Below are 18,877 nucleotides of genomic sequence, written 5' to 3'. Positions count from 1 at the left end.
CGCGAAGGGGCCGGTGTTCGCATTCCCGTGCTGTGTCCCGAGGGGTCGGCCGCGGCTCGGCGCCGCCCCGGGGCGCACGGGCCGTGCGCGTCCCCTCCGCCGGGCGGAGCGGGGACGGGGTCGCGGGCACGCGTCCTCCTCCCCGCCGTCGCCCGTGGCGACTGAAAACGATTATCGTTTCTAAAATCCTACACGCTCGGGAGGGGGAGCGCGCGACCTCCCGGGCCTCGGAGCCCCTGACCCGAGGGCGTGTGCGAGGATGGCCCCGGATTTCGGGAGGGGCGATGACACTGATCACCACGGACGACGGGCTTGGCGTCGAGTACACCGAACGCGGTGACTCCCGGGGGCGCCCGGTCGTGCTCCTGGCCGGGTTCAAGGCCCCCGCGACCTCCTGGCGCCACCAGGTCCCCGCGCTCACGGACGCCGGGTACCGGGTGTTCGCCGTGGACCTGCCCGGCCACGGCGCCGCGGGGCCCCTGCCCCCGGGCATGACCATGGACCGGCGCGGCGACTGCGTCCACGCCCTCCTGGAGCGGCTGGACCTGGAGGGCGTCGTGCTCGTCGGCGGCTCCATGGGCGCCAACACCGTCTGGGCGTACACCTCCGGGCACGGCACCGGCCGCCTGGCGGGCGCGGTGTCGGTGGACCAGACGCCGAGGATGCTCAACACCGCGGACTGGCCGTACGGCTTCTACGGCTACGACGAGAGCAACGCCGACACCTACTTCGCCGACGGCATCCCCGCCACCGGGCACGGCACGCCCCTGTGGCGGCGCGGCGTGCGCCTGGTCAGGACGCTGCGCGCGATGCGCGGCACAGACCGTGGGCTCACCCCGGCGGAACTGGAGCTGCTGGGCGACCACGCCCGGCGCGACTGGCGCGACGCGGTCGCCGGGCTGGATGTGTCCGCCCTTTTCGTGGCCGGGGCCGAGAGCGAGCTGTGGCCCGCCGAGCACGCCGCGGCCGCCGCCAAGCCCAACCCGCGCGTCGGTGCGGCCGTGGTGCGCGAGGCCGGGCACGCCGTGAACATGGAGCGGCCGGGCGCCTTCAACGCGGGGCTGCTGCGCTTCCTCGCCCGCGTCGAGGGCCTCTGACCGGGGTCGTATCCGCCTCCTCCTGCGCGGGGCGTCGGCGGGGTCAGGGGTGTCGGGTCTCCTCCCGTGCGCGGCTCCGAGCGGCCGGGGGAACCCTCCCAGCGGTCCCGAGTCCCACCGCAGGGGGTGGAGGCGAGGGCGGATTCCGGCGTGGTGGGATGTCGGTATGGCTCCGCGGTCGAAACCCCCCGAGAACGCGCGTCCGCTGTCGTACACCATCCGTAGCGCGCCGAGGTCCCCGGATCCGGGACTCCCACGCGTGGAGACCGCTGCCGAAGCGGTCTCCAGGATCGCCTCCGGCGGCGGGATCCACGCCTTCCTGATCCTCCTGATGCCCTTCTCGCTCGCGGACGGCGTCACCCCCGGGTCCGTCCTCACCGTGCTCACGATGGCCTACGCCGTCCTTCTCACGGTCACCACGCTCCCCGGCCTGATCGCCTTCCTCCTGGAGCGCAGGCGCGCGTCCGACCGCAGGGCCCCGACGCTCCGTGCCACGAAGGCCGCCCCCTCCGCGGTCGCGGCCCTGCTCTACGCCTGCCTCCCCGCGTCCCTGATCGTCACCGAGGGCCCCGACCCCGAGATCATCGCCATCTCCCTGGCCGCCGCCCTGTTCGGCTACCTCGTCCACCGGGCCTGCCTGGCGGTCACCTTCTCCTCCGCCGCGGGAGCCGTCGTCCGCGTCGTGGCGCTGATCGCGCCCCTGTTGCTGATCCTGGGCCTGGCTTCCGCCCTCCGGTGAACGGGAAGACCCCGGCCGGCCCCGGGCACGGACGAGCCGCGGCGCCGATGCCGACACACTGGTAGGCGTCCACGAGGGAGAGAGCCGCACCGGTCCCGCCGCGCGTCAGCGGCGGCCGACCGTGCGGTCCGGGTCGAAGGAGGGCGTGGTGAACGGTGGTGCGGGTGCTTCCGGCCGGACGTACCGGAAGGCCGAGAAGCGGCGGTCACAGATCCTGTCGCGCGCGATCGAGGTGTTCGCCGAGCACGGAGTGGGCGCTTCGCTGCGGGCGATCGGTGAGGCCATCGGGGTGTCCCACGCGGCGCTGCGCTACTACTTCGCCTCCCGCGACGAGCTCCTGGTGGAGGTCTACCGCGAACACGAGGCGACGGGGTGCGAGCCCTCGGATCCGGGCACCGTCTCCGCGGTCGCGGTGATGGAGCGCAGCGCGGAGCGCAACCGCTCCATACCCGGCCTGGTCGAGCTGTACGCGACGCTGACGACGGACGCGTTGCAGGAGCAGCGGCACCCCGCGACGCGGGAGTTCGTCCGGGCCCGGTTCCGGGCACTGCGCGCCGACCTCGCCGAGCGCGTACGCGCCGGTCAGCGCTCCGGTGAGATCGCGGCCGACATCGACCCGGACGACGCGGCGGCCCTGGTGATCGCCGCGTCCGACGGGTTGCAGTTGCAGTGGCTGCTCGACCCGCGGGAGGTGGACGTCTACCGCTCGCTCCAGGTCCTGGAACGGCTGCTGCCCGGCGGGGGAGAGGGCGGCGGGACCGGTGGCGGGGCGTCGGTCCAGGCCACGTGAACCCGCCCGGGGGCCGTCACCGCACGCCAGCGGTGGCGGCCCCCGGGGCTTCGGGCCCGTGCCGGCTAGAGGGTCGGGCTGGCCGGGTCCCACCCCTGCGGGAGCGGAGCCACCGGCGCCACGGCGGAGGTGATCTCCACGGGCGTTCCGCCGGCCGCGGCGTCGCGGATGCCCAGCAGCACGTCGAGCACGTGCGAGGCCACGGCCCCCGACGCGCGTTCGGTCCCGCCCGCGCGTAGCGCGCGGACCAGGTCGACGACCCCGGCCCCGCGCCCGTACACGGGCCCCTCGGGGGCGATGGTGACCGGCTCCTCCCGGTCGTACCGCCACAGGGTGGTGTCCCCGCCGAACGTGTTGGGATCGGGCAGGACGATCGTGCCCTCGGTGCCGTTGACCTCCACCATTCCCGCCCGGGGCAGCGCGTGCTGGAACGAGAACGTGGACTGGGCGGAGCGGCCCGGGCCGAACTCCACCAGCGCGGCGTGGTGCGTCGGCACCTGCACCTCGAACACCTGGCCCGCGCGGGGACCGCTCGCGATCGTGCGGGTCGCGCGGCCGGTGGAGGCCACCGCCTGCACCCGGGTCGCGGCTCCGAAGACGTGCACGAGCGCGGTGACGTAGTACGGGCCCATGTCGAACAGGGGCCCCGCCCCGTGGGCGAAGAGGAAGTCCGGGTCCGGGTGCCAGGACTCGGGCCCGGGCACGTGGAACATCGTGGTCGCGGTCAGCGGCTCCCCGATGTCGCCGCGGGCGATCGCGCGCAGCGCGGTCTGCGCCCCCGCCCCCAGCACCGTGTCCGGCGCGCAGGCGACCCGCAGCCCCGCCTCCCCGGCCCTGGCCAGCAGCGCGGCGGCCGCGTCGTGGTCCAGGGCGATGGGCTTCTCGCTCCACACGTGCTTGCCCGCGTCGAGGATCCGGTGCCCGACCTCGGTGTGCACGGCCGGGACGGTCAGGTTGACCACTACCTCGACGTCCTCGCGCGCCAGCAGCTCCGCCACGGTCCCGGACGCCGGGACGCCGTACGCGTCGGCCTGCGCGGCGGCGCGCGCCAGGTCCAGGTCCGCGACGAAGCGGACCTCGACGTCGGGGAACCGGGTCAGGTTCTCCAGGTACTGGGTCGAGATGTTGCCCGCGCCGATGACGCCGACCCCGGCGGCCCCGGTGCGCGTCATCGGTCGTTCTCCCCGAGCCAGGCCAGCGACCGCGCGATGCCGTCGAACACGTCGCCCGCGTAGGCGTCGAACTCGACCACGCGGATCGCCCCCGGCGCGGCCTCCAGGACCGCGCGGACGTCGACCTCGCCCTCGCCCGCGGGCCGCTGCCGTGTCACGTCGCCGTCCAGGGTGCCGTCCTTGACGTGGATCAGCCGAACCCGGTCGCCGAAGGCCCGCAGCAGCGCGGCGGCGTCGGCGCCGCCGACCCCCGCCCAGTAGGTGTCCACCTCCAGCACGACCCGCGGCTCCAGGTGCTCCACGAACACCTCCAGCGCGTGCCTGTCGCCGATGCGGGTGCTCAGCTCCCAGGCGTGGTTGTGGTAGCCGAACTCCAGACCCCGCTCGGCGGCCAGTTCCGCCAGCCGGTTCACGCGCTCGGCCAGTCCGGCCACCTGGTCGGCGGTCTGCCACCGCTCGGCCGGGACCAGCGGGTCGATGACCGTGGCGACGCCCAGTTCGGCGGCCGCGTCGAAGATCTCCTCGGGGGCCTGCGCGTCGATCACGGGGGCGTGGCCGGAGGGCGCGGTGACGCCCGTCGCGGCGAACACGCGCCGGTACTCCTCGGTGTCCAGGTGGAACGCGTACGGCTCCACGTGGGCGAAGCCGATCTCGGCCAGGCGTGCCACGGCGCTCTCCAGGCCGTCGGCGAGTTCGTCACGGACCGAGTACAGCTGCACGGATGTTGTCGGCACGGGGGGGCTCCTTCGTTCGCTCGGGCATCGCCCTGTCGCTCACATCGCGGCACGCCCCCGAGGGTGCGGGGCGGGGCCGCGCACCCAGATTCTTACATTGGAAGATTTTTGTCCAGGGTTTTTCCGGGCGCACGATCCGGGCGCACGAACGGAGCGGGGCGCGGGCGGGCGCGACCCCGTGAGGAGGAGGGCCGGAGGGCACGCCGAGGGGCCGGGCGGCGCCCCGGCGGAGCGGGTGCCGTCCCGGCCGTGCGCACGCGCGCGCCTGGACCGCGGGGGATCCCCGGCGGAGCGGGGGTCAGGCGGTGGGGGCCTCCGCCTCCTCGTCGGCCTCCCGCTGGGGTGTGACGACCTCCAGGCCCACGCCCAGCTCCCGGATCGCGCGCACGGAGGACTCGGAGAGGCGGTCGTCGGTGATCACCGAGGCGAAGCTGGTGAGCGCGGCGACCTTGAAGGTGCCGAAGGCCCCGTACTTGTCGGCCCCGGCGACCAGCACCGACGTCGAGGCCGCGGCCATGGCCGCGCGCTTGACCGCGACCTTCGCGCGCGAGGGCGTGGTGGTGCCCCGGCTCAGGTCCCACGAACTCGTCGAGACGAAGGCGACGTCGATGTTGAACTCCTCGATGGTGGCGGCCGCGATGTCGCCGACCGAGGAGCGGTTCTCGCGGTCGATCTGCCCGCCGATGAGGAACAGGGTCACGTCGGGGTGGTCGGTGAGGGAGGCGGCGGTGGTGATGTCGTTGGTGATGACGGTGAGGCCGGTGACGCTCCACAGGGAGGGCACCAGGTGCCCCAGCGTCGTGCCCGCGTCCAGGTAGACGGTCTGCCCCTCGCCGACCAGGGCCGCCGCCGCGCGGGCCATCGCCCGCTTCTCGGCCACGTCCACCCGCGACTTGTCGCGGTAGGAGGGCTCCGAGCGCACCTGCGAGACCAGTTCGACGCCGCCGGGCACCGAGCGGACCCGCCCCTCCTCCTCCAGCGTCATGATGTCGCGGCGCACCGTCATGTGCGATACGTCGAGGATCTCGCACAGCTCCTTCACGCTCAGCACGCCCGTACCGCGCAACTCCCGCACGAGCAGCTCACGCCGTTGCGCCGGAATCATCGCTCTCCCTCGGTTCCGCTCATGGGCACCATGGTAACGAGTGTTCTCAGATGGTACCAGTCGTGATAATTGTTGACTCTAATGTTCCGCTGGTGTTAAACATGGCGCGTTGCCGTAGCGGCCTGGCACACACACGTGCCCCCCGCGAGGCCGGAAGAAGGAGAACCCATGCAAGCCACCGACGCCACCACGGCGCCGCCACCGCCCGTGCGCTACGCGCTCACCGGAGCCCGCGGCGGTTTCGCGCGCACCCTGCTCGCCCAGACCCCGCGGATGGAGCGGCTGCGGCCCTCGGTCCTGTGCGACCTGGACACCGAGGGGACGATCGCGCTGTGCGCCGAGCTCGGCTACCCGGCCGACGCGCTGACGGTGTGCTCCAGCGCGGACGAGGTGGCCGCGCTGGCCGACGGGCGGATCGCGGTGATCGCCGACGCCCGCCTCCTCGAACACGCCGACTACGACGTGCTCGTCGAGGCCACCGGCAGCCCCGAGGCGGGCACCCGGGCCGCGCGGACCGCCATCGCGGCCGGACGCCACGTGGTCATGGTCTCCAAGGAGGTCGACTCCGTCTCCGGGATCGCGCTGGCCGACCTCGCCCGGGAACGGGGCGTGGTCTACACCCCCGGGATCGGGGACCAGCCCGCCAACCTCATCGAGTGGTACGAGCGGACCCGTCTGCTGGGCCTGGACGTCGTCGCGATCGGCAAGTCGGGCGAGTACGACCTGGTCTTCGACCCGGCCACGGGCCGCGTGCGCCAGCTCGACCAGGAGATCGACGCCCCCGACCTGGCCGACCTGCTGACCCTGGGCGAGGACGTGCCCGCCACGCTCGCCGCCCGCGCCCGCGCCGTGGCGGGCCTGTCGCGCTCGGCCGCCGCCGACTACTGCGAGATGGGGGTCGTCGCCAACCACACGGGCCTGGTGCCCGACACCGAGGAGCTGCACTACCCCGTCGCGCGCGTCGCCGAACTCGCCGACGTCTACTCCCTTGCCGAGGACGGGGGGATCCTCTCCCGGTCCGGCGCCGTGGACGTCTTCAGCGTGCTCCGCCTGCCCGAGGAGGCCTCCTTCGCCGGAGGGGTCTTCGCCGTCGTCCGCACCGGCGACCCCGTCTCCTGGGCACTGCTCGCGCAGAAGGGCCACGTGGTCTCGCGCTCGGGACGCTACGCCTGCCTCTACCTGCCCTACCACCTCATGGGCGTGGAGACCCCGCTGAGCCTGCTGGACGCCGTGGACCGCCGCCGCGCGGTGACCCCCCGGCACCCGGCCCCGCACGCGGTCCTGGCCGGGCGCGCCCGGCGCGACCTCCCCGCCGGGACCAGGCTGGACATGGGCGGACACCACCACGACGTCCAGGGGGTGGCCCCCGTCCTGCTGGACGCCGCCGACGCCCCCGACGACGTCGCACCGCTCTACCTGGCGGCCCACGCCGCCCTGGGCCGCGACGTCGCGGCGGGCGCACTGGTGCGCCTGGACGACCTGGCCGACGCCAGCGCCCCCCTCCTGGACGCCTGGCGCCACGCCCGCACGCACCTGTGAACGATCGGACCCACTGACATGTCGGACATCTACACCCTGTTGGCGTTCCTCACCGCCATCGCGGTACTCGTACTGCTCATCGCGCGCTTCAAGGTCCACCCCGTGGCCACGCTGTTCATGGTGGTCGTGGCGCTCGGCCTGGTCCTGGGCATGGGCGGCACCGAGACCATCGAACTCGTCACCGAGGGCTTCGGCGGCACCCTCGCCAGCGTCGGCCTTCTGGTCATCTTCGGCTGCGTGCTCGGCAGGATGCTCGAACTGAGCGGCGCGGCCACCAAGATCACCGAGACCGCCCTGAACATGTTCGCGGAGAAGAGGGTGCCCTGGGCGATCGCCCTGGCCTCGACCGTGCTGGGCATCCCCCTCATCGCCGACACCGCGGTCGTCATGCTCATCCCGATCGTCTCCGCCCTGGCCTACCGCACGGGCATGTCGATGATGAAGCTCGGCCCGATCCTCTACCTCGGCGCCTACATCATGACCTCGGTCGTCCCGCCCGGCCCCGGCCCGCTCGCGTCGGCCTCGCTGCTCGGCGTCAGCATGGGCGAGGCCATCCTCTACGGCCTGATGGTGGGCGTCCCCGGCGTCATCGCCGCGACGGTCTACCTGTCCTTCATCAAGACCTATGTGCCGCCCAAGCCGGAGTTCGTCGAACACCTGGCGGGCGCGGGCGGCCCGGGCACCCCCTCCGCCGGAGCCCCGGGGGTCTCCGACGGCACCGGCCCCAAGCCCTCCTCCGACGGAGCCGCGGCCCCCGCCAGCGTGGGCCTGTTCGGCTCCCTCGTGCCGATCCTGGCCCCCATCGTCCTCATCATCGTCGCCTCCCTGGCCGGTCCGGTGCTCCCGGAGGGGGCCTGGTACACCGAGGTCGTCCTGTTCGTCGGCGAGCCGACGGTGGCGCTCTTCCTCGCCTGCCTGCTGGCCCTGCCGCTGTTCCGCGGGCGCTGGAAGGACAAGGCCACCCTCAACGACCTGTTCGAGGCGGGCCTGCGCATCGCCGCGATGCCCCTGGCCCTGACCGGCGTCGGCGGAGCGCTGGCCACCATCATCCGGGAGACCGGCGTGGCCGAGAACGTCGCCGCGAGCATCGAGGGCACCGGCATGTCACCGGTCGTCATCCCCTTCCTCGTCGGCGCGGCGGTCTGCACGATCACCGGCTCCAACATCCTGGGCGTGATGACCTCGGCGGCCATCATGCAGCCCCTGATGGACGACCTCGGCCTGGCTCCGATCGTGGTGTACCTGGCCTGCGCGACCGGCGCCCAGATCATGAAGCACGCCAACTCGTCCGGCTTCTGGGTCACCACCACGCTGTCCAACATGACGGTGGGCCAGGGCATCCGGTCGATCGGCGTCGCCTCGTTCATCTCGGGCGTCACCGGGTTCCTCGTGCTCAACGTCATGATCGCGACCGGCCTCGTCTGAGCGGTGTTCCTTCGGGCCCCCGCTTCGTTTCTGCCCGGACCGGCCCTCGCGGGCTGAGGACGGTCTGAGGAGCAGTCGCCCAGCCCCGTCCGCGTTTCCCGCGGGGGAGTTCCGGCGCACCCGGCCACCTGGCCGCACGGTGCGCCGGGACCCCTCCGCCCGACCGACCCGCCCCGACCACAGGGAGTACCTCACATGGCGACCCTCGGCGTGATCGCCGACGACCTCACCGGAGCGACCGACGTCGCGATCGCCCTCACCGCGTCCGGCCACCGGACCACGGTGGTCCTGGACTCGCGGGACCCCGGCGGCGCCGACCCCGTCGCCGCCGCGGCGGAGGGGGCCGACGCCGTCGTCGTGGCCCTGAAGTCGCGCACCACGCCCGCCGACGCGGCGGTCGCGGCCTCGCTGGACGCCCTCGACCGGCTGCGGAGCGCGGGGTGCGAGCGGTTCTACCTCAAGTACTGCTCCACCTTCGACTCCACCCCGGACGGCAACATCGGCCCGGTCGCGGAGGCGGTGCTCGACGCCCTCGGCGAGGACGTCACGGTCGTCGCACCGGCCTTCCCCGCCAACGGGCGCACCGTCTACCGCGGCCACCTCTTCGTGGGGGACGACCCCCTCGACGAGTCCCCGATGCGCCACCACCCGCTCACGCCCATGACCGACTCCAGCCTCCCGCGCCTGCTCGCCCCCCAGGTCAGCGGCGGCGGGGACGCCATCGCGCTGGTGCCCTGGCCGGTGGTCGCCCGGGGGGCCGAGGCGGTGCGCGACGCCATCGCGCGGGCCGGTGCGCAGGGGGCCCGGTTCGTGGTCGTGGACGCCCTGACCGACGCCGACCTGCGCACGCTCGCCGACGCGACGCGGGACCTGCGCCTGCTGACCGGCGGCAGCGCCCTCGCCCAGGGGCTCACCGGCCCCCACGGGACCGGCCGCCTGCCGCTCACCCCGCCCCGGGGGCCGCGCGTCGTCCTCTCGGGCAGCGCCTCGCGGGCGACCCAGGGCCAGGTGCGCCACGCCCTCGCCCACGGCGGGGGACACCACCTGCTCCCCTCCGACCTGCGCCGGGACTTCGGGGCGACGGTGTCGCTGGCCGTGGAGCGCGCCCTGGAGGGCGGCGCGTCCCCGTTCGTGGTGTACGCGACCGCTGCACCCGAACACGTCGTGGACACCGCCGACGCGCCGCTCATCGAGGAGGCTCTGGCCGAGATCGCCGCACGCCTGGTCGCCGCGGGGGCGCGCGCGCTCCTGGTCGCGGGCGGCGAGACGAGCGGAGCCGTCGTGCGGCGCCTGGGCGTGGCGTCGCTGGCGCTGGGACCCGAGATCGACCCGGGCGTCGCGTGGACGCTCGGACACAGCGACGGTGAGGACGTCCAGCTCATGCTCAAGTCCGGCAACTTCGGCCGCGAGGACCTGTTCGTCCGCGCCTGGGAGGGGGACAAGTGAACCGCGAAGCGCGCGAGGCGGCCCGGGAGCTGTGCGCGGTGGGACGCCGCGCCGTCGAACTGGGGCTCAGCCCGGGCGCCTCGGGCAACGTGTCCGCGCGGGCCGGGGGACTGACCCTGATGAGCCCCACGGGGGTCTCCCTGCGCGACCTCGACCCCGAGGGCCTGTCCGTCCTGGACGGGGCGGGGGAGCACGTCGCCGGTCCGCCCCCCTCCAAGGAGTTCCCGCTCCACCAGGCGATGTACCGGCGGGTTCCGGACGCGGGCGCCGTCGTCCACCTGCACTCGCCGCACGCCTGCGCGGCCTCGTGCCTGCCCGCCTGGTCGGAGGCGTCCGCGCTGCCGCCCGTCACGCCCTACCTGGTCATGCGGGTCGGCCAGGCGCCCCTGGTGCCCTACGCGGCGCCGGGCAGCGACCGGCTCGCCGACAACCTCTCCCGCCTGCCCGGACGGTTCCGCGCGGCCCTGCTGGCCAACCACGGTTCGATCGTGGCCGCATCCGGACCGGCGGCGGCCCTGGACGGCGCCGTCGAGCTGGAGGAGGCCTCGCGCATCGTCGTGTCGCTGCGGGGGAGCGAGTTCTCCGTGCTCTCGCCCGAGGACGTGCGCGAGCTGACCGGGCGCTACGGCACCGACTGGGATCTGTGACTCCGCGCCGGGGGTGACTTCCCCGGCCCGCCCCGCCCGCGACGACGGTGCGGGGCGCGCCGGGGAAGTCCCAGGAGCACCGCATACGGCACCGACCGAAACCGTTGCCGGTGCGACGCGAGGGGCCTTGGCCTGCGGTGACCTCGTGCCTGCAGCGAGTCCGGGGCGCCGAACCCCGCCACAGGCGCAAGACCCCGGTGGAGGGGGTGGTCCGGTGGTCCCCCGCGGTGACCGCGTCAGGGGGAAGGGGACGGCCCCGCCGGTGCCGGCACACCGGCGAGACCGAGTATGAGGTCGCGGACCTCGGTGGCCGCGACGCGTTCCCGGGCGGAGCCGGGGTCGGAGCACAGCACCAGGGGGCCGTCGTCGTGGTCGGCGTGCGCGCGCCCGTGGGTGCCGCGCACGCAGCCCGGGTCGAGCGGGACCACGTTCATGGCGTAGCGCAGACCCACCTTCTTGCGGGCGAGGTTGGCCGCCGCGCGGGCTCTGACCAGCCGGTCGGCGGGGTCCAGGAAGAGTTCGGCGGGGTCGTAGCCCGGCTTGCGGTGGATGTCCACGCCCCGCGCGAAGTCCGGAGCCGCCGCGTCGCGCAGCCAGTAGTAGTAGGTGAACCAGGCGCCCGGGCCGGCCACGAGGACCAGTTCGCCGGAGCGCTCGTGGTCCAGCCCGTGCTCCGCCTGCCCGTCGCGGTCCAGGACCAGGTCCACCCCCTCCACCCCGGCCAGGAGGCGGGCGACCCCGGGCACGTCGCCGGGGTCGCGGACGTAGACGTGCGCGCACTGGTGGTCGGCCACCGCGAAGGCGCGCGACTCCCACGGGTCCAGGTACTCCATCCCGTGCTGGGTGTACACCTCCAGCAGCCCTGCCTCGCGCAGTACCCGGTTGACGTGCACGGGCCTGTCGGCGGGGGTGATGCCGTACTCGCTCAGGACCATCACGGCGGTGCCCGAGCGCTCGGCGTCGTCCAGCAGGGGAGCCAGGGCCGCGTCCATGTCCACCACCGCCCGGCGGGCCTGCTCCGAGTCGGGGCCGTACCGCTGCAGGTCGTAGTCCAGGTGGGGGACGTAGCACAGGGTCAGGTCGGCGCGGGGCATCAGTCTGCGGGTCGCGGCCACGATCCACTCGGTGGAGCGCAGCGACGCGGTCGGCCCCCAGTACTGGAAGAGCGGGAAGGGCCCCAGCTCCGCGGTCAGCTCGTCGTGGAGGGCGGGCGGCCGGGTGTAGCAGTCGGGGGACTTGCGCCCGTCGGCGTGGTAGACCGGCCTGGGCGTGACGGTCCAGTCGGTGGTGGCGCCCATGGCGTACCACCAGCACACGTTCGCGGTGCGAAAACCCGGTCGGTGGCGCCGGGCGGTCTCCCACACCTTCTCGCCCTGGACCAGGCGGTTGTGCTGGCGCCACAGGTACACCTCGCCCAGGTCCCGGAAGTACCAGCCGTTGCCGACGGCGCCGTGCCCGGCGGGGGTCCGGCCGGTCAGGAACGTGGACTGGACGGTGCAGGTCACGGCGGGCAGGACGGTCTCCAGCGGGGCCTGCCAGCCCTGGTCGGCCACGGCGCGCAGCCGGGGCGCGTGCCGCAGCAGCCGGGGCGTGAGCCCGACCGCGTCGACCACGAGCAGGCGCGGTTCCTCCGTCGGCATGGGGGTGTCCCTTCGGTTCGCGGGGTGTCAGAGCAGGGTCAGGCCGAGGTCGGTCAACCGGTCGCGGGCCCAGGCCACCTCGGCGGCGATGCCCTCGGTGAGCCCCCTGCCGTCGGCGGGGCGCCGCTCCCTCGGCAGCACCGACCAGGTGTAGGTCTCCACCTCCACGTGGTCGGTGCGCGCGCCGCCGGGCCCCAGGAGGCATTCGAGGGTGCGGGCGAGGTGCTCGTTGGTCCCGCGCAGCGGGGCGGCGGCGGGCGCGTGCAGGGGCACATGGAAGTGGGTGCGCCAGGGCGCGTCGTCGGGCAGGGGGTCGGCGCCGCCCAGGGCCTCGTGCAGGTCGTCGCGGCCCTCCCGCGCCCCGTCCCCGCCGTGTGCGCGCGTCTGGTGCAGGAAGCGGTCCTCGGTGAAGGCGGCGAGGGCCTCGCGCGCGGCCGGGTCGGCGGGGTCGGGGACCTCCACGGCCGCCGACGCCTGGGTCTTGACCACGGGCAGGCCCGCGCCGGAGAGCCGGTCCAGGGCCGCCCCCGGCTCCTCGAAGGCCGTCGCCAGGTGGCAGGTGTCCAGGCACACTCCCAGGTGCGGCGGCGGATCCCCGAGCAGGCGGGCCGCGTCCCGGGTGGTCTCGACGACGCACCCCGGTTCGGGCTCCAGTCCCACCCGCACCGGCCGCCCCTGCCGTGCCAGGTCCTCCAGGGCGCCGGAGAGTTCGGCCAGGTGCGCGCGGGCGGCGGCCAGGCGGCCGGGGTCCCACGGTTCGCGCCAGGCCAGGGGGAGGGTGGAGACGCTGCCGCGCGCGGCGTCGTCGGGCAGCAGCCCGGCCAGCACCCGGGCGCAGTCCACCGTGTAGTCCAGCCGGGCCCGGTCGGTCCAGTCGGGGTGGTACACGGCCCGCTTGACCACGGGCGCGTGGAACCCGGTGTAGGGGAAGGCGTTGAGGGTCACCGTCTCCAGCCCGTTGGCCTCCAGCTCCGCGCGCAGCCGGTCGGTCAGGCGCGGATCGGCCGCCAGCTCCCGGGCCAGCGGGGCGGGCAGCCACAGGCCCAGGCCGAGCCGGTCCGCGCCCAGGGCCTCGCGCACGCCGCCGCCGTGGACGCGGATCTGGCGCAGGACGCCGTCCAGGTCCTCGGCGGGGTGCACGTTGGTGCAGTAGGCGAGGTGGACGACCGTTCCGTCGGGGTGGCGCAGCCTCACGCGGCACCCCCGCCCGCGCGCTCGCCGCGCAGCACCGAGTTCCCCGAGTAGGTCGCGGTGTGGTCGGCCCCGTGCACGTCGTCCAGCAGCAGGCGCCCGCTGCGGCCGTAGAACTCCACCGGGTTGTCCCACAGCACGCGTTCGACGTCGCGTCCGGTGAAGCCCGCGGCGAGCATGGCCTCGCCGGTGCGCAGGGTGGCGAGCGGGTCGCTGCGGCCCCAGTCGGCGGCGGAGTTGACCACCATCCGCTCCGGGCCCCACTCCGACAGGACGCGGACCATGCGCTCCGGGCTCATCTTGGTGTCGGGGTAGATGGAGAAGCCCAGCGTGCACCCCGACTCGTGCACCATGGCCACAGTGGCCTCGTTGAGGTGGTCCACGAGCACCCGCTCGGGCGCCAGCCCCGACTCGGCGACCAGCTGGAGGGTGCGGCGGGTCCCGGCCGCCTTGTCCCGGTGCGGGGTGTGCACCAGGACGGGCAGCCCGAACTCCCCGGCCAGCTCCAGCTGGTGGCGGAAGGCCCTCTCCTCCTCGGCGGTGCCGGAGTCGAAGCCCACCTCGCCGACCGCCACCACGCCGTCCTTGGCCAGGTAGCGGGGGAGCAGGTCCAGCACCCCCGACAGGCGGGGGTCGTTGGCCTCCTTCGGGTTGAGCGCGATCGTGCAGTGGTGGCGGATCCCGAACCGCTCGGCCCGGAACCGCTCCCAGCCCACGAGGCCGTCGAAGTAGTCGCGGAACGAGCTCACGCCGGTCCGGGGCTGGCCCAGCCAGAACGACGGCTCGACCACCGCGCGCACCCCAGCGGCGTACATCGCCTCGTAGTCGTCGGTGGTGCGCGAGGTCATGTGGATGTGCGGGTCGAAGATACGCATCACGCCTCCGTTCTGTGGGAGTCCAGGCGGGCGGCCTGCCCGGGGAAGTGCCGCAGCACGAGGTGGACGTCGGCGGGGACCGGCCGCCCCGCCAGGAGCCGCTCCTCGGCGTGGTCGGCGCACATGCGCGCCAGCTCCTCATCGGCGCGGTCGGGCAGCCCGGCCGCCGATCCCAGCGGCACCCCGGTGAACAGGCACTTGAGGATTCCCTGGCGCCAGGAGTCGGCGTCGAGCAGGGCCGTCGCCGCGCTGGCGGCCGCCGCCGCGACCAGCCGGGTGTCGTTGGCGCGCATCGCGTCGGCCAGCAGCTCGCGCGCCGCACCGGCCACCTCCTCCCGGCCCCGGCCGCGCACGTCGAGCGCGTCCAGGCCCCGCAGGACGGCGCGCCGCTCACCCGCGTCACCGTGGTGGTACAGGTCGCGGACCTCCCGGGCCAGCTCCGGCGGGGCCAGGGCCCCGGACAGCGCGGCCAGCAGCTCCACGCGCGCCATGTCCTCCAGGGTCGGCCCGGCCACCCCGTCGGGGTCGCCCGACGGGCCGGCCCCGCGCGCCACGCTCCTGGCCGCCGCGGGGAAGAGCACGGCGATCCGCGCGGGCCGCTCGCGCACCTGCCCGACCTGGGCGGCCAGGGCCCCGCGCGCCGCGTCCGTGTCCAGGAAGGCGTACTCCCCGCTCACACCCCCGCCCTCCGCGCGCGGGAGTCGGCCAGCGCCCGCGTGAGCGCGCGGATCGACCGCTCGGCCACCAGGGGAGCGGCGTGCCCGTGGCGGGGCAGCTCCACCGACGCCAGACCCCGGTAGCCGACATCCTCCAGAGCGCCCAGGACCCCGGGCAGGTCGATCTCGCCGTCGCCGAACTCCAGGTGCTCGTGCACGTCCGGCCGCATGTCGTCCAGCTGGACGTTGGCGATCAGGGCCCCGGCCCGCCGGACCGCGCCCTCGGGGCCGTCCGGCTCGTTGCACACGCCGTGCCCGACGTCCACCGTCACCCGCAGGCGCGGCGGGTCGCCCAGCCGCTCGCGCAGCTCCAGCGCGTCGGCCACCCGTTCTACGAACATGCCGGGCTCGGGCTCGAACGCGCAGTCCACGCCGAGGTCGTCGGCGGTGGCCAGGACCCGCTCCACGCCCGAGGTCAGCCGCGACCAGCCCCGCTCCCGGCTCACCCCCGCCGGGAGGATGCCCGACCAGAAGGAGACGGCCTCGGCCCCCAGGTCGTCGGCGACGCGCACCGCGCGGCGCAGCAGGTCCACCCGCAGCTCGGCGCCCTCGTCGGAGACCAGGGTGGGCTCGTGCTTGCGGCGCGGGTCCATCAGGTAGCGGGCACCGGTCTCCACGACCACCGCCAGCCCCAGTTCGGACAGCCGCCGACCGATGCGCGCGGTGCGCGCGAAGGCGTCCGGCGTGAAGGGGTCCAGGTGCGGGTGGTCCAGCGTCAGCCCCACCCCCTCGTAGCCGAGGTCGGCGATCAGGGCCAGCGCGTCGTCCAGCCGGTGGTCCCAGAAGCCGTTGGTGCCGTATCCGAACCTCATGTGAACGACACCGCCTTGGACGCCCTCGCCGCCACGGGCACGCCGACGGCGAGCGCGCACGCGGCGTCCGGCGCGCCGTACCCGGCCAGCAGGGCCGCCTGGAGCGGGATCATCCCCCGGATGCCCGCGCCCGTCGCCGCGCGCGCGTGGTGCGCCTCGGGCTCGACCAGCGCCCTGGCCTGCGCGGATCCCACCCCCAGCGCGAAGACCCCCGCGAGCGCCCCCGCCAGGGCCCTGGCCGCGGCGCCGCCCGCCGCGCCTTCGCGCGTGGGCCGTGCGGGCGCGGCGGCGAGCGCGGCGCTGGCCAGGGTGCACACCAGCGCACCCGCCGCCACGGAGGGCCGCGTCCCGTGCACCTCGCCCCGGCTCAGGGCGGTCACCCCGAGCGTGTGGACGGCCAGCGCCAGCGCGGGCCTGGCCGCGTCGGCGGGGCGCGCGCCGGCGCCCAGCAGCACGTCCAGCCCCCGGGCCGCCGCCATGCCCAGCGGGGCCAGAGGGGTCCTCTTGAGGAGGAGGTCGTAGCCCCACACGGTGGCGGCCAGGGCCGTGCCCACCCCCGCCGCCCGGCGTCCGCCCGCCGCCGCGGCCAGGCCCACGCCCGTCGCGGTCAGCCCCGCGGCGACCGCCAGGGCCTCGCCGGGGCGCACCGCTCCCGAGGGGATGGGGCGTTCGGGGCGCTCGACCGCGTCCACCTCCCGGTCGGCGTAGTCGTTGAGGGCCATGCCCGCCCAGTACAGGCACACCGAGGCGGCGGGCAGCGCCCATGCCCCGGGGCCGCGCAGGCCCCCCGCCGCCGCGGCACCGGCCAGCGTGTCGCCGGGAACGCTCAGCGCCGCGGGCAGGCGCACCAGCCTCGCCAGGTCGCGCGCTCTCACTCGGCCTCCTCCTCCGGTGCCGCGCACCAGGACGTCAGAGCCCGCCACTGTTCGGCGAGGCCGTGTTCGCGGGTGCCCACGGGGTCCTTGAAGAAGAACGCCAGCTCCGGCACGGGGCCCACCCGGCCCCGCCGGTGGGCGTGGGCGGTCAGCCGCGCCAGGTCCAGCACCAGGGGCGCGGCCAGCGCGGAGTCGTAGCCCGACCAGGTGAACTGCAGGGTCATCCGCGCCCCCAGGAACCCCTCGAACGAGACGTGGTCCCAGGCGACCTTGGCGTCGCCCAGGTCCGGGACGTAGTCGATGTGCAGGGGCCCGTCCGGGCCGTGGCCCAGCATGTGCTCCAGACCCCGCGCCTTGGACGCGAGTTTGCTCTCGGCGTTGGCCGGGTCGGCCAGGGTGGCGCCGTCGCCGCCGCCGAGCAGGTTGAGCGAGGACCACGAGCGCACGTGCAGCGCCCGGGCGGCGAACATCGGCGCGAGCGCGCTCTTGACCAGGGTCTCCCCGGTCTTGCCGTCGCACCCGGCCCACGGCACGACCGAGCGCTCGACGAGCCGCGCCAGGGCGGGCAGCCGGGGCCCGGTATTGGGCGTGAACTCCACGAACGCGCAGCCCGCCCGCAGGGCCGCGTAGGCGTACGCGGAGCTGGCCGGGATCCGCGCGGTCCCGGCGTCCAGGGCCGCCTCCAGGGCGTCGGCGTCGGTGTGCTCGGCGTGCGGTTCGGGCCGGGGCTCGGTGCTGGACAGGTCCACCACCACGACGCGTTCGAGCGCCTCCCGTTCGGCGAACTCGCGCAGGTCCGCCTCCAGGCGGTCCACGTCGCGGCGCCCCACCCCGGTGGTGGCGGCGGCGTGCAGGCCCCGGCGCAGACGGTGCTCGGTCCGGTCCAGTTCGTCGGCGAAGGCCGGCGGCAGGTGCGCGGGCAGCACCCCCGCCCGGGCAAGCCGCTCGGCGTTCTTGCACAGGCGTATCTCGGAGACGTCGTGGCCGCCGAAGACCAGGTCGCCGATCCCGGGCAGGCGCGCCGGGGCGAACTCGGGGCGCTCGGTCACGCACCCCGTCCGCCCCGACGCCCCGGACCGCACCGCCAGGGCTCCCAGGACGGCGGTGGTCGCCACCGACCCCCGCGCCCCGATCAGCCATACTCCGACTCGCGTCAACGCATGCTCCCCTCTGCGTGCCTCCGGGTGTTCCGGAACCGGGTGGTCACTGGTCACTGGTCGCCGCTGTCGCCGCCGCCCTCGCCGGGCTCGGCCCCGTCGGGTCCCAGGGCGCCGCTGCCGGGCGCCGCGGGCAGGTACAGGTGGACGTGGCCGTGGCCGGACTCGACGCTGACCATGTCCAGTTGGGTGGCCGCCACCGACCAGCCGCGCACCGCCTGGGTGCGCAGGTCGCCGGCCAGCTCCAGCAGTTCCGCCCGCTGTCCGTCCTGGGCGCGCTCGGCGTTGGAGTAGGCGACCACCGCCGACCCCAGCAGGTCCACGGCGTTGGACAGCCCCGCGTGCGCGACGTTGTGGCCGCTGCTGCCGGAGGGGGCGTCCTCGAAGTGGACCGCCGCCTCCTGGACGGTCTCCAGCCAGGAGTCGACCTCCCCGGCGTCGGGGGCCTCCCCGGCGGGGGTGGAGCCGTCGGGCGGCACGGCCGCGTCCAGGCTCTCCACCACGGGCACCAGCTGCCCGTGCGCGGCGGTGGTGCGTTCGACGAGCTGGTCGACCTGCGCGCGGTCGCGCTGCTGCGCGGAGGCCTGGAGTTCGGCGACTCGCGCCGGGTCGGGGGCGGTGTGGTCGTCACCGGTGAAGGTGAGGACGAGGACGCCGACGAGGGCGGCGACCACCAGGAGGGATCCGGCGGTCAGCCACCAGGTGAGCCTGGGCGGGGGAGCCTGCGTCCCGCGGGACGGGTCGGGGGAGGAGGGGGCCTTCTTGGCGGACACCGTGACACCTTCTTCTCGTCGTACCTGGGGGCCGGACGCCGCGACGTCGCGCTCCTTTCCGGCGGGGCGCCACCGCGGGGGGGGCGGCGGGGCCGGCCGGAACCGGCCCCGCCGTGGTCACGGGACCCCCGGCGGACGCCGCCC

At 75.1% G+C, this 18,877-nt stretch carries 18 protein-coding genes; 7 read left to right on the top strand and 11 right to left on the bottom strand.

Annotated features, from left to right (window positions below; genetic code table 11):
- Positions 1-284: 284 nt before the first annotated feature.
- The 3 genes from UIS43_RS05340 to UIS43_RS05330 all read left to right on the top strand — a co-directional run bounded on the left by UIS43_RS05340 (position 285) and on the right by UIS43_RS05330 (position 2,626).
- Positions 285-1,097 (top strand): alpha/beta fold hydrolase, encoded by an 813-nt coding sequence (locus tag UIS43_RS05340; RefSeq protein WP_013153369.1) that lies wholly within the window; start codon positions 285-287, stop codon positions 1,095-1,097.
- Between the two features lie 259 nt (positions 1,098-1,356).
- Complete coding sequence (locus UIS43_RS05335; protein WP_013153368.1) at positions 1,357-1,836, top strand: hypothetical protein; 480 nt, start codon at positions 1,357-1,359, stop codon at positions 1,834-1,836.
- 148 nt (positions 1,837-1,984) lie between these two features.
- Positions 1,985-2,626 (top strand): TetR/AcrR family transcriptional regulator, encoded by a 642-nt coding sequence (locus UIS43_RS05330; RefSeq protein ID WP_013153367.1) that lies wholly within the window; start codon positions 1,985-1,987, stop codon positions 2,624-2,626.
- A gap of 65 nt (positions 2,627-2,691) precedes the next feature.
- Here the strand turns inward: UIS43_RS05330 and UIS43_RS05325 are convergent, their stop codons facing one another.
- From UIS43_RS05325 to UIS43_RS05315, 3 genes are all read right to left on the bottom strand, one after another.
- Entirely contained in the window at positions 2,692-3,798 is a 1,107-nt protein-coding gene (locus UIS43_RS05325) for a Gfo/Idh/MocA family protein (protein WP_013153366.1), read from the bottom strand.
- Positions 3,795-4,532: a sugar phosphate isomerase/epimerase gene (locus UIS43_RS05320; RefSeq protein ID WP_013153365.1), complete on the bottom strand. Its 738-nt coding sequence runs from the start codon at positions 4,530-4,532 to the stop codon at positions 3,795-3,797. Before UIS43_RS05320 ends, UIS43_RS05325 begins: the two co-directional genes overlap by 4 nt.
- Before the next feature lie 298 nt (positions 4,533-4,830).
- Positions 4,831-5,637 (bottom strand): DeoR/GlpR family DNA-binding transcription regulator, encoded by an 807-nt coding sequence (locus tag UIS43_RS05315; protein WP_013153364.1) that lies wholly within the window; start codon positions 5,635-5,637, stop codon positions 4,831-4,833.
- Positions 5,638-5,805: 168 nt separating this feature from the next.
- On the opposite strand from UIS43_RS05315, the gene UIS43_RS05310 reads away from it, so the two are divergent.
- The 4 genes from UIS43_RS05310 to UIS43_RS05295 all read left to right on the top strand — a co-directional run bounded on the left by UIS43_RS05310 (position 5,806) and on the right by UIS43_RS05295 (position 10,694).
- Positions 5,806-7,176 (top strand): homoserine dehydrogenase NAD-binding protein, encoded by a 1,371-nt coding sequence (locus UIS43_RS05310; RefSeq protein ID WP_013153363.1) that lies wholly within the window; start codon positions 5,806-5,808, stop codon positions 7,174-7,176.
- A gap of 18 nt (positions 7,177-7,194) precedes the next feature.
- Positions 7,195-8,601 carry a GntP family permease gene (locus UIS43_RS05305; protein WP_013153362.1) on the top strand — a complete coding sequence of 469 codons (1,407 nt, stop codon included), beginning with the start codon at positions 7,195-7,197 and terminating at the stop codon, positions 8,599-8,601.
- 195 nt (positions 8,602-8,796) lie between these two features.
- Positions 8,797-10,047 (top strand): 3-oxo-tetronate kinase, encoded by a 1,251-nt coding sequence (otnK, locus tag UIS43_RS05300; RefSeq protein ID WP_013153361.1) that lies wholly within the window; start codon positions 8,797-8,799, stop codon positions 10,045-10,047.
- Positions 10,044-10,694: a class II aldolase/adducin family protein gene (locus UIS43_RS05295; protein WP_013153360.1), complete on the top strand. Its 651-nt coding sequence runs from the start codon at positions 10,044-10,046 to the stop codon at positions 10,692-10,694. The genes otnK and UIS43_RS05295 overlap by 4 nt, the downstream gene beginning before the upstream one ends.
- A 236-nt stretch (positions 10,695-10,930) precedes the next feature.
- On the opposite strand, the gene UIS43_RS05290 is transcribed toward UIS43_RS05295, so the two are convergent.
- From UIS43_RS05290 to UIS43_RS05255, 8 genes are read right to left on the bottom strand one after another with little or no spacing between them, the layout of a single operon-like run.
- The gene (locus tag UIS43_RS05290; RefSeq protein WP_370012620.1) at positions 10,931-12,334 is read right to left on the bottom strand and encodes an alkaline phosphatase family protein; all 1,404 of its coding nucleotides are present in this window, start codon (positions 12,332-12,334) and stop codon (positions 10,931-10,933) included.
- 27 nt (positions 12,335-12,361) lie between these two features.
- Positions 12,362-13,528: a metabolite traffic protein EboE gene (eboE, locus tag UIS43_RS05285; RefSeq protein ID WP_071622182.1), complete on the bottom strand. Its 1,167-nt coding sequence runs from the start codon at positions 13,526-13,528 to the stop codon at positions 12,362-12,364.
- Positions 13,525-14,400 (bottom strand): TatD family hydrolase, encoded by an 876-nt coding sequence (locus UIS43_RS05280; RefSeq protein WP_013153357.1) that lies wholly within the window; start codon positions 14,398-14,400, stop codon positions 13,525-13,527. Before UIS43_RS05280 ends, eboE begins: the two co-directional genes overlap by 4 nt.
- Positions 14,400-15,077, bottom strand: a complete 678-nt coding sequence (locus UIS43_RS05275; RefSeq protein WP_013153356.1) for an EboA domain-containing protein — start codon at positions 15,075-15,077, stop codon at positions 14,400-14,402. The genes UIS43_RS05280 and UIS43_RS05275 overlap by 1 nt, the downstream gene beginning before the upstream one ends.
- The gene (locus tag UIS43_RS05270; RefSeq protein ID WP_370012619.1) at positions 15,074-15,928 is read right to left on the bottom strand and encodes a sugar phosphate isomerase/epimerase family protein; all 855 of its coding nucleotides are present in this window, start codon (positions 15,926-15,928) and stop codon (positions 15,074-15,076) included. Before UIS43_RS05270 ends, UIS43_RS05275 begins: the two co-directional genes overlap by 4 nt.
- Positions 15,925-16,803: an SCO3242 family prenyltransferase gene (locus UIS43_RS05265; protein ID WP_071622181.1), complete on the bottom strand. Its 879-nt coding sequence runs from the start codon at positions 16,801-16,803 to the stop codon at positions 15,925-15,927. The genes UIS43_RS05270 and UIS43_RS05265 overlap by 4 nt, the downstream gene beginning before the upstream one ends.
- Positions 16,800-17,960: an inositol-3-phosphate synthase gene (locus UIS43_RS05260; protein WP_013153353.1), complete on the bottom strand. Its 1,161-nt coding sequence runs from the start codon at positions 17,958-17,960 to the stop codon at positions 16,800-16,802. The genes UIS43_RS05265 and UIS43_RS05260 overlap by 4 nt, the downstream gene beginning before the upstream one ends.
- A gap of 53 nt (positions 17,961-18,013) precedes the next feature.
- Positions 18,014-18,733 (bottom strand): hypothetical protein, encoded by a 720-nt coding sequence (locus UIS43_RS05255; protein WP_013153352.1) that lies wholly within the window; start codon positions 18,731-18,733, stop codon positions 18,014-18,016.
- Positions 18,734-18,877: the final 144 nt, after the last annotated feature.

This window comes from Nocardiopsis sp. LDBS0036, from assembly GCF_041228755.1.
GTDB lineage: Bacteria > Actinomycetota > Actinomycetes > Streptosporangiales > Streptosporangiaceae > Nocardiopsis > Nocardiopsis dassonvillei.
This window is presented reverse-complemented; position numbering and strand designations above follow the sequence as displayed.